General features: G+C 38.2%; 13 protein-coding genes. 9 read left to right on the top strand and 4 right to left on the bottom strand.

Going from position 1 to position 16,029, the window contains the following annotated elements; all coding sequences use genetic code 11:
* The first annotated feature begins 1 nt into the window (after position 1).
* Together gatB and ALPR1_RS12580 are read left to right on the top strand one after the other, a co-directional pair.
* Positions 2-1,465 (top strand): Asp-tRNA(Asn)/Glu-tRNA(Gln) amidotransferase subunit GatB, encoded by a 1,464-nt coding sequence (gatB, locus tag ALPR1_RS12585; protein WP_008201182.1) that lies wholly within the window; start codon positions 2-4, stop codon positions 1,463-1,465.
* A gap of 3 nt (positions 1,466-1,468) precedes the next feature.
* Positions 1,469-2,578: a TlpA disulfide reductase family protein gene (locus ALPR1_RS12580; protein ID WP_008201179.1), complete on the top strand. Its 1,110-nt coding sequence runs from the start codon at positions 1,469-1,471 to the stop codon at positions 2,576-2,578.
* A 287-nt stretch (positions 2,579-2,865) separates the two neighbouring features.
* On the opposite strand, the gene proC is transcribed toward ALPR1_RS12580, so the two are convergent.
* Positions 2,866-3,669 (bottom strand): pyrroline-5-carboxylate reductase, encoded by an 804-nt coding sequence (gene proC / locus ALPR1_RS12575; protein ID WP_008201178.1) that lies wholly within the window; start codon positions 3,667-3,669, stop codon positions 2,866-2,868.
* A 181-nt stretch (positions 3,670-3,850) separates the two neighbouring features.
* Here proC and ALPR1_RS12570 point away from each other — a divergent pair, with 181 nt between their 5' ends.
* The 6 genes from ALPR1_RS12570 (at position 3,851) to ALPR1_RS12545 (ending at position 9,063) form a co-directional block, all read left to right on the top strand.
* A complete protein-coding gene (locus ALPR1_RS12570) occupies positions 3,851-4,267 on the top strand; it encodes a hypothetical protein (RefSeq protein WP_008201176.1) in 417 nt (138 codons plus the stop codon).
* 105 nt (positions 4,268-4,372) lie between these two features.
* A complete protein-coding gene (locus tag ALPR1_RS12565) occupies positions 4,373-4,573 on the top strand; it encodes a helix-turn-helix transcriptional regulator (protein ID WP_008201175.1) in 201 nt (66 codons plus the stop codon).
* A gap of 89 nt (positions 4,574-4,662) precedes the next feature.
* Positions 4,663-5,829, top strand: coding sequence for a glycosyltransferase family 4 protein (locus ALPR1_RS12560; protein WP_008201174.1), 1,167 nt, complete (start codon positions 4,663-4,665; stop codon positions 5,827-5,829).
* Positions 5,830-5,868: 39 nt separating this feature from the next.
* Positions 5,869-6,921, top strand: coding sequence for an NAD-dependent epimerase (locus ALPR1_RS12555; RefSeq protein WP_008201173.1), 1,053 nt, complete (start codon positions 5,869-5,871; stop codon positions 6,919-6,921).
* A gap of 10 nt (positions 6,922-6,931) precedes the next feature.
* The gene (gene rfbB / locus ALPR1_RS12550) at positions 6,932-7,987 is read left to right on the top strand and encodes a dTDP-glucose 4,6-dehydratase (RefSeq protein ID WP_008201172.1); all 1,056 of its coding nucleotides are present in this window, start codon (positions 6,932-6,934) and stop codon (positions 7,985-7,987) included.
* A 233-nt stretch (positions 7,988-8,220) separates the two neighbouring features.
* Positions 8,221-9,063 (top strand): hypothetical protein, encoded by an 843-nt coding sequence (locus ALPR1_RS12545; RefSeq protein ID WP_008201171.1) that lies wholly within the window; start codon positions 8,221-8,223, stop codon positions 9,061-9,063.
* A gap of 110 nt (positions 9,064-9,173) precedes the next feature.
* Here ALPR1_RS12545 and ALPR1_RS12540 read toward each other — a convergent pair whose 3' ends face one another.
* The gene (locus tag ALPR1_RS12540; RefSeq protein ID WP_008201170.1) at positions 9,174-12,308 is read right to left on the bottom strand and encodes a WD40/YVTN/BNR-like repeat-containing protein; all 3,135 of its coding nucleotides are present in this window, start codon (positions 12,306-12,308) and stop codon (positions 9,174-9,176) included.
* Positions 12,309-12,486: 178 nt separating this feature from the next.
* Here ALPR1_RS12540 and ALPR1_RS12535 point away from each other — a divergent pair, with 178 nt between their 5' ends.
* Positions 12,487-14,325 (top strand): M1 family metallopeptidase, encoded by a 1,839-nt coding sequence (locus ALPR1_RS12535; RefSeq protein ID WP_008201168.1) that lies wholly within the window; start codon positions 12,487-12,489, stop codon positions 14,323-14,325.
* Between the two features lie 66 nt (positions 14,326-14,391).
* Here ALPR1_RS12535 and ALPR1_RS12530 read toward each other — a convergent pair whose 3' ends face one another.
* Together ALPR1_RS12530 and ALPR1_RS12525 are read right to left on the bottom strand one after the other, a co-directional pair.
* Entirely contained in the window at positions 14,392-14,568 is a 177-nt protein-coding gene (locus ALPR1_RS12530) for a histone H1 (protein ID WP_008201167.1), read from the bottom strand.
* 103 nt (positions 14,569-14,671) lie between these two features.
* Positions 14,672-15,922, bottom strand: a complete 1,251-nt coding sequence (locus tag ALPR1_RS12525) for an aminotransferase class I/II-fold pyridoxal phosphate-dependent enzyme (RefSeq protein WP_040302809.1) — start codon at positions 15,920-15,922, stop codon at positions 14,672-14,674.
* Positions 15,923-16,029: the final 107 nt, after the last annotated feature.

Raw genomic sequence — 16,029 nt, 5'->3', positions numbered from 1 at the left:
AATGATTAGCGAGGAAATAAAGAATAAATATCAGTTGGTTATTGGGCTAGAGGTGCATGCTCAGTTGATGACAGAAAGCAAGATTTATGCATCTGACTCAACAGAGTACGGAGGAGCGCCAAATACCCAAATCTCGGTGATTACACTAGGTCATCCCGGCACCTTACCAAAGGTGAATAAAAAGGTGATTGAGTTTGCTATGAAGATGGGATTGGCTTGTAATTCTGAAATCACGAGACATAATGTTTTTGCCCGAAAAAATTACTTTTACCCAGACCTTCCAAAGGGCTTTCAATTAACTCAGGATAAAGGTCCTATTTGCGTAGGAGGAACAGTTCCAATCCAGTTAGCTGATGGAACCAAAAAGGAAGTAATCCTTAACCGGGTACATTTAGAAGAGGATGCCGGTAAGTCAATCCACCTCGCTGGAGAAAGCGACACTTTGGTAGACTTCAATCGTGCGGGAACTCCATTAATCGAGATTGTTACTGAACCAGACATGCATAGTCCCGAAGAGGCTTATGCTTTTCTTGTTGAAGTAAAAAAACTCGTGAAGTACCTCGACATTTGCGATGCCAATATGGAAGAAGGATCTCTTCGCTGTGATGCCAATATTTCTGTGATGCTGAAAGGTGCCAAGGAACTAGGCAAAAAAGTTGAGGTGAAAAACATGAACTCTTTCCGAAATGTGTTTCGGGCGATTGAGCATGAGCATAACCGTATCATAGGCTTATTGGAAGAAGGGAAAGAAATCATTTCCGAAACCAGAACTTTTGATGCAGGCACTGGGCTTACGGCAAGTATGCGTACAAAGGAAGATTTAAACGATTATCGTTATTTTCCAGAGCCTGATTTGAGTCCTGTGGTTATTTCGGATGAATGGTTGAATTCAATCACTGATTCCATGCCCATGCTGCCAAGAGATTTTCATAAGAAATTTGTGGAGGAGTATGGCTTGCCCGACTACGATGCGAGCTTCCTTACTGAATCAAAAGAAACCGCGATTTGGTTTTCAGAGCTATGCGGTAAAACTCAGAACTTCAAAGCGGCTTCCAATTGGGTGATGGGGCCAATTAAGTCCAGTCTCAATGAACTGAATCTATCCATCAAGGATTTTCCTGTTCGCTCGGAATCTTTAGCTGAGTTAATCAAACTTATTGATGAAGGAAAAGTTAGCTATACGATTGCTTCTCAAAAAGTGTATCCGGAAATGATTAAATCATCGAAGGAGAGCCCATTAGAAATTGCACAGCGATTGAATTTGATTCAGGAAAGCAATGAATCATCTATCAAACCGATCATAGAAGCAGTTTTAGAAGAGAATAAAGGAAAGGTAGCGGAATATAGGTCGGGTAAGAAAGGCCTTATTGGGATGTTTATGGGGCAGGTGATGAAAAAATCCCAAGGAAAAGCTGATCCCAAAGTTGCCTCCAAGCTATTGACAGAATTATTAGAAGCTAAATAAAACATGAGATATACATTAAATAGTCTAGTTCTTTTCACATTCCTCGCATTACTTTCTTGTAGTGGAGAATCTGAAAATGATGGAAAAGTCAGTGTTTCCGGGAAAATAGAAAATGCCCCAGAAGGGCATGTGGTTTTGTCGAAATTTACTGAAAGCAGACCCGTGGTTGTGGATACAGTTCAGTTGGATGCAAATGGTAATTTTGATTATTCTTTGGAGATCGATGTACCGACCTTTTATGAGTTGAATTTATTTGGGCAACGTTCTGTAAGACTGGCGTTGTTAAACGATGACGTAAATATCAACTATGATTTTTCTGATCCAGAAAGTTTGGTTTTGGAAGGTTCCAAGGATAGCCAGGAAATGCAGAAAATTGATGTGTTGATTACCAGCTATCAAGAAGATGTCAATGCGCTTAATGAGGCGTATTATGAGGCAATGAGTAATAATGATTCTGATCAAATCAAGAAAATCCAATCAGACGCATTGCTTTTAGAAGATAATCAAGCAAAGAAAGTAAAAGAGGCCATTAATAGTATGGGGGATAGTTTTGCTTCCCTGGCTGCAGTGGGACTTTTGAACTCAAAAAATGAGTTTCAGTTTATTGATAGTCTGGTAGCTGAGTTAGACCAAAAATACCCTGAAACAAAAATGATCATCCAATTAAAGCAGCAGCTAGATGAGATGAGACCATTGTCCATGGGGCAAGTAGCACCTGAGATAGAGTTGCCAAACCCGGAAGGACAAACTGTTAAACTATCAGACTTCAGAGGAAAGTACGTGATGATTGATTTCTGGGCGGGATGGTGTAAGCCTTGTCGTGAAGAAAACCCTAATGTGGTTCGGTTATACAATGAGTACAAAGACCAAGGTTTTGAAGTATTTGGTGTTTCTCTTGACAGAACGAGAGAAGCCTGGATTGATGCGATTTTTGAAGATCAACTGACTTGGACGCAAGTATCAGATTTAAAGTATTTTAATTCTGAAGCTGCTACAACCTATCAGATCAACGCGATCCCAGCAACCTATTTAATAGATCCAGAAGGAAAAATCATTGGTAAAGATTTGAGAGGACCAAGTCTAGAAAGTAAGTTGAAAGAGATTTTCGAGTAAAGACAGATAAGACCATAAAGAAAAAGCCTTTTGACATGCATGTCAAAAGGCTTTTTCATTTAATGTTAGGAAATAAAGGAAGGAGGGAAAAATTACCAAACAGTCCTTCCTTGAAAAATCGTGTCATTTAAAAAGGAATAGCAAAAGTTGTTTATCACCCAAGACAAAACTAGTAAAAACATTCAAAAGAAAAACAAAAAATAAATTATTCTTTTTTGAACAAATATGACTTTAAATGGATAATACTTAACTATTCCTTGATAATTTAATTTCCTTCAGAAAACACCTTATTTTTTTTCAATTTTTTCAAAACTGGCAATCACACCTCTAACCATAGCAGAACTAAATCCTTGATGTTCCATTTCATTTAGTCCTACGATCGTACATCCTTTTGGAGTTGTCACTTTATCGATGGCCTCTTCTGGATGCGTGTTTTGCTGAATCATCAACTCTGCGGCACCTTTGACAGTTTGGTTAACAATTCTACTAGCCGTCTTAGAATCGAAACCAATCTGAATACCTCCTTGAATCATGGCTCGCATAAACCTGAGTACATAGGCAATTCCACAAGCTCCGAGTACTGTTGCTGCTTCCATGAGCTTTTCATCAATATCAATAGTAATCCCAATTGAATCGAAGAGTTGCTTGATGATTTCGATTTGCTTTAAGCTTGCTCCTTGCTGACAAACGCAGGTAATCGATTCCTGAATGTCTGCTGCTATGTTTGGCATCGCTCTAAATGTCACAGTTTTGGAATCCAATACCTCATACATTTCAGCCAAACTTATCCCAGTGGCAAGTGAGATGATCACCTGTTTCTTTGGATCCAGAACTGGTTTGATTTCCTTCAATAGGGGAGCTACATTATATGGTTTTACTCCTAAAAGTATGATGTCAGCATATTTTGCGGCCATGACATTATCGCTATGAACATGAGCGCCCCTTGCCTCGAAATCAGATAAACTGATTGTATTCCTTTTAGTTAGCGTCAAGTTTTTAGCATCAAAGCTCTCTTTTTCTAAAAGCCCATTGGCGATAGAGGAGCCTAGATTACCACAGCCTATAATTGCAATTTTTTGAGTGGATAGCATGTAGTTACAAATAAATGAGTGTAAAGAATGCTTAAAGGTAAATAAAAGCCTTGTTTTTTACTGAAACATAGAATTTTCAATCAAAAAATCCCCATTCCTAACTCTATCTGAAACATAAATTGGAAAACAAATTTGATAAAAAGTAAAGTTTGTTTTACATTTGGTAAAAATAACTTTACTTATGGAAAAGAAATCAATTTTACATGTACCATTGTTGCCGTCAGGCTGGAAGAAAGTGGCGTACTTTATATTTCCACTTCCTGTTCTTTTAGTAATAGGAATGGCGTTTCTCAAAGTGGGTATTTCACCTGATGATTCGTCTCAAATAATTTATGGCTTTTGGGCTATTGGATTTGGGATTTTGAACCTCTCGAAAGAAAAGGAAGAGGATGAAATGATCAAAAGTTTTAGACTTCAGGCATTCCAAACAGGAACCTATTGGGTAATCTGGGGATTAGGAGCAATTATGATTATAAACTATATCCGCTTTGATCGAATCACAAGTGAGATGTTCACCGCCTATTTGGTCTTATTTTTATTAAATGCATACATCTATGCTGCATTCCAATACCAGAAATATATGTCCTCAAAAGATTGATATAAAAGAAACGATGATGTTTAAAATGCTATCCCATGTTGACAGTATGATCCAAAGGTTTCAATGGGTCAATTTTCAAGAGTATAGAAATTCACTTTATATCGCATGAAAAACACGATTAAAGTAGAACGTGCCAAAAATAACCTAACGCAACAAGATTTAGCTGAAAAGGTCAATGTGTCAAGGCAAACGATCAATAGTATCGAGGCGGGGAAGTATGTGCCGTCCACGGTGTTGGCACTAAAAATTTCCAGAGTTTTTAATGTCAGTTTAGAGGAAATTTTTGAATTGGAGGAAAAGGATTGAGAAATTCAGATTCTTTGGAATACCATTTGCAGTTTTTGGGGCATAAAAAGCTTTAAAATCTTACCTTTGCGCCAATCCAAATCTTTTTCATGCCTAAAATAATAAGAATCACCACAGTCCCTATTTCACTTAAACTATTGCTGGCTGGGCAAATGAAGTTTATGAAAGAAAAGGGTATGGAAGTCATGATGGTGAGTGCAGAGGGGAGAGAAATCCCCCAAATAATTAAAGCAGAAGGCGTAAAGCATGAAGCTATCCATTTTACAAGGCAAATTACTCCGATTCAAGACCTTAAGTGTCTTTGGCAATTGTATCAGCTATTCAAAAAAGAGGAACCTGATATTGTACATACACATACCCCAAAAGCAGGAATTTTAGGGATGATTGCGGCAAAACTTGCCGGAGTAAAGGTTAGAATTCATACGCTTGCAGGAATTCCTTACATGGCCGCTGAAGGAGGGAAAAAAGGTCTTTTAGAAAAAGTGGAAAGATATACCTACCAATATGCAACAGAAGTTTGGCCGAATTCCAATGGTCTTAAAAAGTTTGTGATAGAGGAGAACCTAAGTTCCGAGGATAAATTACACATCATCGGTAACGGTTCCTCAAATGGGGTAGATTTATCCAAGTTTAATAGGAACTCTCTTAAGGAGAATCACCTTGTGGCTGCGACTATGAGGATTTTACCTGGAGAAGACGATTTTGTGATTTTGTCTGTGGGTAGATTGGTCAAAGACAAAGGAATTGATGAATTAGTATCCGCATTTACAAACTCTAAAATAGTCAACAAGTCAAAGCTTGTTTTGCTAGGTAGCTTTGAGCAGGAATTAAACCCTCTTTCACCAGAGACGATACAGACAATCAATGATCACCCTAGGATTGTTCAAATTGATTGGTCAGATCATGTGGCTCATTACATGGCTTTGGCAGATGTTCTAGTACACCCATCGCATAGAGAAGGTTTTCCTAATGTGTTATTAGAAGCAGGAGCCATGCAATTGCCTGTCATTTGTTCGGATATTATTGGGAATGTGGATTTGATAACTCAACAAAAAACAGGATTGATTTTCCCTGTAAAAGACGCTGCAGTTTTAAAGGAAGCCATGGAGTTTGCTTATGTTAAACGGGATAAGATGGCGCAAATGGCTTTGGCACTATTTGAGGAAGTCACCAAAAACTACAATAGAACTTTCGTTCATCAGCAAATTTTTGAAAGATACCAAACGCTTTTAAAGGAGGTCAGTCCAGCAGAATAATTTATATTTAGGACTTCATTACATTTTATACCATATCATATGAAATTTCTGGTTACCGGAACAGCTGGATTTATTGGTTTTCACGTTGCAAAATCTTTGTTGGAAAGGGGAGATGAAGTAGTAGGACTTGATGTAATCAATGATTATTACGACATAGACTTAAAATATGCTAGGCTGGCTACTATGGGAATCGCCAGGGAAGATATAGGTTTAAATAAATTGGTTCAATCCCAATCTTATCCTTCCTACCGCTTTGTAAAGGAGGATTTGACAGAAAAGGATGAATTACTGGAGTTGTTTAAAACCGAGAAGTTTGACGTAGTAATTCATCTAGCGGCTCAAGCGGGAGTAAGACATTCCCTTACTCATCCAGAAGCATATATTCAGAGTAATATTATTGCTTTCTTGAACATTTTAGAGGCTTGTCGTTTCTATCCTGTCAAACATTTAGTTTATGCATCCTCAAGTTCGGTTTATGGATCAAATGAGAAAATGCCATTTTCCACTTCTGATTCGGTTGATCATCCCATCAGCTTGTATGCTGCTTCAAAGAAATCGAATGAATTAATGGCTCATACCTATAGCCATTTGTTTGAAATCCCCACAACAGGACTCAGATTTTTCACTGCTTATGGTCCTTGGGGTAGGCCTGATATGGCCTTGTTTTTATTTACTGAGGCAATTATGAAAGATGAGCCCATTCAGGTTTTTAATTATGGAAACATGAAAAGGGACTTTACTTATATAGATGATATTGTAGAAGGTGTGATCCGCGTAGCAGATAGACCTGCACAACCAAATGCTGATTTTGACCCACAAAATCCTGATCCAGGAAGTGGAGTAGCTCCATATAAAGTATATAATATTGGAAATTCTGCCCCAGTATTATTGATGGATTACATCCATGCAATAGAAAAGGGTTTGGGTAAAAAAGCGAAAATGAATCTACTGCCTCTACAACCAGGAGACGTTCCAGCTTCCCATGCTGAAGTATCCGATTTGATTAGAGATACAGGTTATAAGCCAGAAACTTCCGTAGAAGATGGTGTACGAGCCTTTACAGAATGGTATCAAGAATACTATAAAAAGTAATCCGTTAGACATGAAAAAATCAATATTGATCACAGGTGGAGCCGGGTTTATCGGTAGCCATGTGGTGAAACTTTTTGTGGAAAAATATCCAGATTATCAGATTTTTAATCTGGATGCGCTTACCTATGCCGGTAATCTGGAGAATCTTAAAGAGATTGAAGGAGCTAGCAATTATCATTTCTTAAAGGCAGACATTCAAGATGCCGAAACTCTAGATGAGATTTTTTCTAATTATGGAATCACAGATGTGATACATTTGGCAGCGGAATCACATGTAGATCGATCTATTTCGGATCCTTTAGCTTTTGTAAAAACGAATGTTTTTGGAACCGTAAATTTGCTAAACTCAGCTAAAAAAGCCTGGGGTAAAGAACTAGATAAGCATTTATTTTATCATGTCTCTACTGATGAGGTTTATGGCTCTCTAGAAGATGGAGGTTTCTTTTTGGAGTCTACATCTTATGATCCTCAGTCTCCATACTCAGCATCAAAAGCTTCCTCGGATCATTTTGTAAGGGCTTATGCCAATACATATAAAATGCGAACTGTGATCTCAAATTGCTCGAATAATTACGGTCCCAATCACTTTCCTGAGAAATTGATTCCATTATGTATTCACAATATCAAAAACAATAAAGCACTTCCTGTATATGGGAAAGGAGAAAATATTAGGGATTGGTTATTTGTGAAAGATCATGCCAGAGCAATTGATACGGTCTTTCATTCAGGAAAAGCAGGAGACACTTATAATATTGGAGGCTTTAATGAATGGAAGAACATTGATATCGTGCGGTTATTGTGCCAAAAGATGGATGAAAAGCTGGGGAGAGAAAAAGGTACTTCTGAGAAGTTGATCACCTTTGTGACAGATCGAGCAGGGCATGATATGAGATATGCTATCGATGCCAGTAAAATTAAAGATGAGTTAGGCTGGGAGCCAAGTCTTCAATTTGAAGAAGGGATTGAGCTTACCATTGATTGGTATTTGAATAATCAAGAATGGTTAGATCATGTAACTTCTGGAGCTTATCAGGATTATTACTCTGATTTATATGGAAGCAGGTAACTAGCCTTAAGAATATGTGAAGTCTGGTATAAATTATCAGACTTTTTTTTATTTCTATTAATTAGTAATTAGGTAGTTTTAATTATTTTTTATCTAGGTATAGTTTCATTTTTAAGTCAATTTTTATTCTAATGTTTTAATTAAAAATTAGTTTAAAGAACTGAAAATCAAATAGTTGAAATATTGTTTTAACTTAGGTTGATAAATTTTTATTAACCTAAACAATTTTTATTATGAGTTTTTTAGATGATTTAAAAAATGTAGCTGACACTGTAAAGAAAGATTTTGAAAGTGTCGAGGATGAATTAAAAAAGGACATGAAATCAGTCCTTAAGGATCTAGAAAAAGATTGGGAATCCTTTGAAGAAGAAGTTAAAAAGATTCTTGCTGAAGCAGAAAAATCTGAAGCAGATTTGTTTTCCAAGGCAAAGTCTTATTTCGATAGTAATAAGGATGCCCTGAAAATTGAGGCCATTGCATCTACTGTGAAAAGCGATTTAACAACGTTGGGAAATGATCTTGATAAAATTAAGTCTTCCTTACATACTTTGATTGATGAAGCAGAAAGCCAAAGTTCGGATGATTACAAATATCTCAAAGACACCTATTTAAAACCAATTGGTAAATTGATCAAAGATGTGATTGATGAATTTGATTCGGTAAGTGTTGGGATAACTGAGGAAGTCAGTGGCATCATTGGAGAAAGCCAAATTGTAAGTTTAGGCTATAAATTTTCTGGTGATGATGATGTCAGAATCTCCTCTCAAACTGGTATTTCTTTTGGTGCAGAAGAAGGTGCAGAAGTTGGTGTGTTTTTAGGAATTTGGACACATGGTCCCAAAGCTTTAAAAGGAGCGATGTTTTCTTTTGATTTGGAAGGGGATGATGGCGTAGGTGTAGGCGTGAAAGTTTATTTTGATGTTCTGGCATTATTAGAATATATGCTAGATGAAGCCTTGGGGAAAAAGAATAGCGACTGGGGTTTTAGAGGGATTATTTTGATTGGGACAGCTGGAGAAGTAGCTGAGGCCTCGGGAGAAATTTCTGCAAATATGACTTATCGAGTTCCTAACTAAACCAAGGATGTGAGTAATTCTAAATTTGATTCATTCTGTTATAGGATGTTCGTAAAAAAGAAAGCCAACCTTCCAAGGTTGGCTTTCTAATTAATGCACTTTTAACCAGATCATTTTATGTTTTCGAACAAGTCAATTTCGGTGCTTTTTACTTTTTCCTCGAATGCTTTCCAGTCGCCATTCATAAACTCGTCTACAATGGTTTTAGCTTCAGCCGCAGCTTCCACACCTTGTTGGTACAGTCTTTCCTCTGTTTCTCCTGGAGCAGCGTAAGAAGACCTTACATAGCGTCCTGGAGCTGATACCATCGTCATCGTAGTTGGGTAGAGGTTTCTAATGATTCCCTGTCCCTCTCGGGTTGGGCCACTATATGCTTCTCTTGTAGTATCCAATTTTTTCTTGATGTCTTTGGCTGCTTTAGCAAGCTCCTTGGCTTCCTCAGTATCTACGTCTTTTGTCAAAGTCAATACTTTGTCAATCACCTTTTGGGCTTCATTTAATCTGTTAGACGATTCTGAGACTTCACTAGAAAGGACTTCCATTTTTTTAAGGAAATCATCTTTTGCTTTCAAATCTGCCATGCTTACATTGATTCTAGGGTCAGAATAAACAATTATACTTGATTCTGATTTTTCTTCACCGTAAGCGAAAACAACTTTGTATTTACCAGGTAGAGCGTCTCCACCCGAAGGCTCATAAAAACCAGATCTGTTACCGCCTCGGCCTCTAAATCTACCAGGATTTTCTACTGAGGCCTTTCTGTCTAGATTCCAAACAATGCGATTAACACCTTTTTTAGGAACTGTTTTTAATGTTCTTATTTGCTCACCTGATTCATTGAAAATAGAGACGGTCACTGTATCTAATTTTTCTTCTTTATCGTCATTGATAATGAAGCTGAGTCTACCCCCATTTTCTCTGTTCTCACCTGCGAAGATTCCATCTGCGGGGAATCTTTCTCCTAAAGGCTGTTGAATTTCTGCCTGATATGCATCTGGAGAAGGAACAGCAGTAATTTTGGCTTCAGGTGATTCCCCGTTTTCTGCGGCAAATATTCTTAATGGTCTAATATCATCCAAAACGTAGAAAGCTCTACCAAAAGTACCTATTACCAAATCGGCTTCCCTTTCCTGAATGGTCATATCATAAGTAGAAACTGCCTCAGGGTATCCATGCTCCCACTTATTCCATGTTTTAGCTTTATCGAAACTTACATATAATCCTAATTCTGTTCCCAAGAAAACAAGATTGGGTTCCACTGGATCCTGCTTTATCGATAGCGTATACCCAGATACCTTGCTGTCATCAGCAATTCTGGTGAAGCTTTCACCACCATTAGAAGTATGGAATGCATAAGCTTCGAAATCATTGTTTCTATAGTTATTAGCTACAATCCAAGCTTCATCTGCATCGTAAGTGGATGCTTGAATTTGAGGAATCCAGGATGCTTTTGGAAGTCCATCTAATTTGCTGACTACATTGGTCCAGGTCGCACCACCATCTTTTGTAACCTGCACATTTCCATCATCTGTTCCTACCCAAATAACATTAGGATCAACAGGGCTAGGGGCAATTGCAAGAATAGTTGTATGATTTTCTGCTCCGGTAATATCATAGGTCAATCCACCGGTTTCTTGTTGTCTTTGTTTGGTGCTGTCATTGGTAGTAAGATCAGGAGAGATAACTTCCCAAGTTTCTCCACTATCAGTTGATTTATGAACAAACTGCGAACCGTAGTAAACCGTGTTTTCATCATGTGGGTCCTGTGCTATGGCTGCATTCCAGTTGAAACGTAAGAATACATCTTTATCAGGATGAGTAGGTCTAACTGTCTTATTGTGCCCCGTTTCTTTATCAAATCTTGAAACGTTTCCTGCTTGGGACATGGTGTAGCCATATCTTGAGTTGGCAGGGTGGGGAACCACATCAAAGCCGTCTCCAAAGGAAACTTCTTGCCAATAACTGTTTCTTATTCCATCTCTTCTCCAAACGTAAGCTGGACCTGTCCAAGAACCGTTATCCTGCATTCCCCCATAAATGTTATAAGGTAATTCATTGTCCACGTTGACATGGTAAAATTGGCCTACTGGAAGGTTGTCTGCAAAAAACCAAGTTTTACCTCCATCGCGAGAAATGTTAAGTCCTCCATCATTCCCATCCATAAGTATTTTTGGATTGTTTGGGTTGATGTACCAAGCGTGATGGTCAGGATGTACTCCTTGGTAAGGAAGTAACTGAGTAAATGATTTCCCCCCATCTTCTGTAATTCCTACTCTGGAATAAAGCGTGTATAACCTGTTTTCATTTTTTGGGTCAGCATGAATATCAAAATAATAGAAAGGCCTGTCTCCAATAGATCCGTCTGTATTGATCAATTTAAAATTCTCGCCACCATCTTCAGAAGCATAAAGCCCATTTTTAGAAGATTCTATAAGAGCGTAAATCTTGCTGCTATTTGCAGCCGAAATTGCTAAACCCATTCTACCTAAATCACCTTTGGGTAATCCATTAGTTTCATCAAGTTTTTTCCAATTATCTCCTCCATCTAGCGTGACATAGAGACCAGAAGAAGGCCCGCCTGATTCAAAGAAATATGGATACCTTCTGTGTTGCCACATATTGACAAAAATCTTATTAGGATTATTTGGATCCATAATCATTTCACCAACACCTGTTTTGGTGTCTACATAAAGGATTTTATCCCATGTTTTACCACCATCTGTGGTTCTATAAAGACCTCTTTCTTCTTGCTCTCCCCAAGGAGAACCAATAGCTCCTACATAAACAGTATTAGGATCATCAGGGTGAACAATAATCCTGTGAATGGCTTTTGTTTTTTCCAATCCCATCAATTCCCAGGTTTCACCAGCATCCATGGAACGGTAAACTCCGCCCCCTAGGCTTAGGGAATTTCTTGGGTTTCCTTCACCGGTACCTACCCAAATGATATTGGGGTTTTTCTGATAAATGGAGATTGATCCGATAGAATGTACTTTCTCACCGTCAAAAATCGGTTTCCAGGTAATGCCCCCAGAAGTGCTTTTCCATAAGCCACCTGATGCAGCGCCCGCATAGATTACAGAGGGATTGTCATCTATAGCGTCAATAGAAGTAATCCTTCCACTCATCGCGGCTGGGCCAATACTTCTGGCTTTCATTGACTCAAATAAATCCATGTCCACCTCTTGTGCGCTTACAGAAAAGCTCAGCAAGATGGCCATAGTTAAAATGTAAATGTTTCTCATGTTTTAAGGTTTGGTTTATAATCTTATTAAATAAAGCAAAAAGCCTAATAACATTCATTAATAATTATAGTATCGGTTTAGTCCGATCTGAATTAGGAAAAACATTAGCCCAATATTTTACCGGTGGTTTGGGGCTGGTACGCAATTTGATTTTATTTGCAGTAAAAATTAAAATCTTATGCTTAACATCTTGAATAAGCCTGTTTTGGGGCTTTTTCTTTTTGTGATGACCAGCACCGCATTTGGCCAAACAGGCAGATTTCAGCAAGCTGTTGATTACAAAATGGAAGTAGAAATGAATGTAGCTTCCAATCAGTACTCTGGAACCCAAGTACTGAAGTATATTAATAATTCACCCGACACACTTTACAAAGTTTTCTACCATTTGTATTTCAATGCATTTCAGCCAGGAAGTATGATGGATGAAAGATCTAGGTCTATTTCTGATCCAGATCGTCGAGTTGGCTCAAGAATCAATGAGTTGAAGCCAAATGAAATAGGTTACCTCCATGTCAACGAATTGACTATGAATGGCAAAAAAGTTGATTTTGAGGAAGTAGAGACGATTTTGGAAGTAACTCTTCCAGAACCTATTTTACCAAACTCTGAAGTGGAATTCAAAATGTCTTTCATGGGACAAGTTCCAATTCAGATTAGACGATCTGGAAGAGACAGCGCAGAAGGAGTTAGATATTCTATGTCGCAGTGGTATCCAAAGATGGCTAACTATGACGAGCAGGGATGGCATTCTAATCCATACATTGGTCGTGAATTTTATGGTATTTGGGGAGATTTTGATGTGAAAATCACAATTGACAAGACTTATACTTTAGGAGGTACTGGATACCTACAAAATGCCAATGAAATCGGTCATGGATATGAAGATGAGGGAGTTAAAGTTCCACAGGCTTCGGGTGAGACTCTGACTTGGCATTTTAAAGCTCCAAAGGTTCACGATTTTATGTGGGCTGCGGATCCGAAATACAGACATGAAAAAGTGGAAATGGATAATGGAATCACTGTTCACCACTTGTTCATTCCTTCAGAGGAAACCACCGAGAACTGGGAAAAGCTGAAAGAATATACTCCTGCGGCGATCAAATTTATGTCCGAGCATTTTGGTCAATATCCTTACAAGCAATTTTCGGTTATCCAGGGAGGAGACGGAGGAATGGAATACCCAATGTCTACTTTGGTTACTGGAGGAAGAAGCTTGAGAGGTTTGGTAGGAGTGATGGCTCATGAGTTAGCTCATAGCTGGTATCAAGGCGTAATAGGAACAAATGAGGCACTGTACCCTTGGATGGATGAAGGCTTTACTTCTTATGCATCTGCATTGACAATGTCAAGTATTTATAAGGAGGCTGAAGCTCCATTAAGAGGTTCATATGCTGGATATTACCGATTGGTGAAATCCGGAAAAGAGGAGCCAATGAGTACACACTCAGATCATTATCATACTAATTCTGCCTACAGTTCTGCAGCTTATAGCAAAGGAGCCGTATTTATGGAGCAAATGGGCTATATCATTGGAGCTGAAGCAAGAGATAGAGGATTGCTTCGCTACTGGAACACTTGGAAGTTTAGACATCCCAATGCCAATGATGTTATTCGCGTAATGGAAAAGGAAAGTGGTTTAGAGTTAGATTGGTATAAAGAATACTTTGTTTATACTACCAAAACCATTGATTACGGGATTAAAGATGTAAATCCTCAAGGAGATGAAACAGATATTGTTTTAGAGAGAATAGGTTTGATGCCTATGCCTTTGGATGTGGTTGTTACTTATAAGGATGGGACTCAAGAAATGATTTACCTTCCTTTGGCGATTATGAGAGGTGAAAAAGCTCCTGAAGCAGATGCACCTACAAGGATTATCACTGAAGATTGGCCTTGGACTAATATCACAAAGACAATTAGAATCAATAGAAAGAAAAGTGAAATAAAGTCTGTGGAGATAGATCCAAGTAAGCGATTAGCGGATGTCCAGCAGGGTAACAATAAAGTGGAGTTTTGATCTCCACTTAAATTAAAATCAAATAAAAAAGGGTGATCATTTGATCACCCTTTTTTATTTCTTGCCTTATCCAGCGTTTTTCATGTCTTGGACTTCTTTTCGAATGTCCTGTGCTAGATTTTTTAAATCTTGCATTCCTTTTCTAACTCTGGTGCCAGCAGCTTGGTTTTCTTTTTCGTAGAATTTTTCGAAATCTGCCTCTAAGCCAGATACAAGATCTTTAACTTCACTAAATCTGCTCATAGTAAAAGTGATTTTTTATAGGTTGATGATAAGTTTATATTGTTTCAATATAGCCTAAATACTTGCTAATTCAATCAGGAGGGCGTTTTTTTTGAGATTTTTTTTATTCTCCGAAAGAAATTGCAAGCTCAGAATTTTTGTAAATCCCACCTGACAACTTTTCCTTAACAGTAGCAAAAGCATTGATGGTTTCCTCTACATCTTCTAAACTATGAACTGCTGTAGGAATCAATCTAAGGATAATCATTCCTTTAGGTACAACAGGGTAAATCACTACAGAACAGAAGATTCCAAAGTTTTCTCTAAGGTCATGAGAAAGAGCAGCAGCTTCTCCGACAGTTCCGTTTAAGACTACAGGAGTCACTGGTGAATTAGACTGACCAGTGCTAAATCCTTCTCTATGTAGACCGTCACGAAGCGCGTTGACCACTTTCCATAAATTATCTTTCAATTCAGGTTGGGTTTGAAGAAGCTCAAGTCTTTTTAAAGCACCTTCAACAAGAATCATAGGAAGAGATTTTGCGAAAATCTGAGATCTCATGTTGAATCTCAAGTAATGGATTACTTTTTCATCACCAGCAATGAAAGCTCCAATCGATGCCATAGATTTTGCGAAAGTGGAGAAATAAAGGTCCACCTCATTGATGACTCCTTGCTCTTCATGGGTTCCAGCACCAGTTTTACCGAGCGTACCAAAGCCATGAGCATCATCTACCAACAATCTAAATTCAAACTTTTCCTTAAGTGCACAGATTTCATCCAGCTTCCCTTGGTCTCCAGTCATTCCGAATACACCTTCGGTAATAACCAAGATACCGCCACCAGTTTCTTGTGCTAATTTTGTAGCTCTTTCTAGTTGTTTTTCACAGTTTTCAATGTCATTATGAGGAAAAACATATCTTTTACCCATATGCATTCTCAAAGCATCGATAATACAAGCGTGACACTCAGAATCATATACTACAACATCTTTTCTGTCCAAAAGAGCGTCTATTACAGACATGATTCCTTGGTAGCCGTAGTTAAGAAGGTATGACTTCTCTTTTCCTACAAATTTCGCAAGCTCACTTTCCAACTTCTCATGCAGGCTAGTTTGTCCTGACATCATTCTCGCTCCCATAGGGTAGGCCGCTCCCCACTTTGCTGCCGCTTCGGCATCAGTTTTTCTTACCTCCGGGTGGTTGGCAAGACCTAAATAATTGTTCAGACTCCAAGTAAGTACCTCTTTTCCCTGAAACTTCATGCGTGGAGCAATTTCTCCCTCAAGCTTAGGAAACATATAGTACCCATCCGAAAACTGTGAATGTTTGCCCAAAGGGCCCATATTCGTTTTTAATTTTGCAAATAGATCCAAAGCGATTTTATTTTAGGTGTGTTCTCTATCGATTAAGCTATTGTGATTTTTTCTTCAAAAATCCGTCAAAAATAAAACTTTAATACCGTCTTAACAAAAAACGAATT

The organism is Algoriphagus machipongonensis (genome assembly GCF_000166275.1).
In the GTDB taxonomy this organism is placed as follows: domain Bacteria; phylum Bacteroidota; class Bacteroidia; order Cytophagales; family Cyclobacteriaceae; genus Algoriphagus; species Algoriphagus machipongonensis.
The sequence above is the reverse complement of the archived record's forward strand: the minus strand, read 5'-3'. Positions and strand labels throughout refer to the sequence as shown.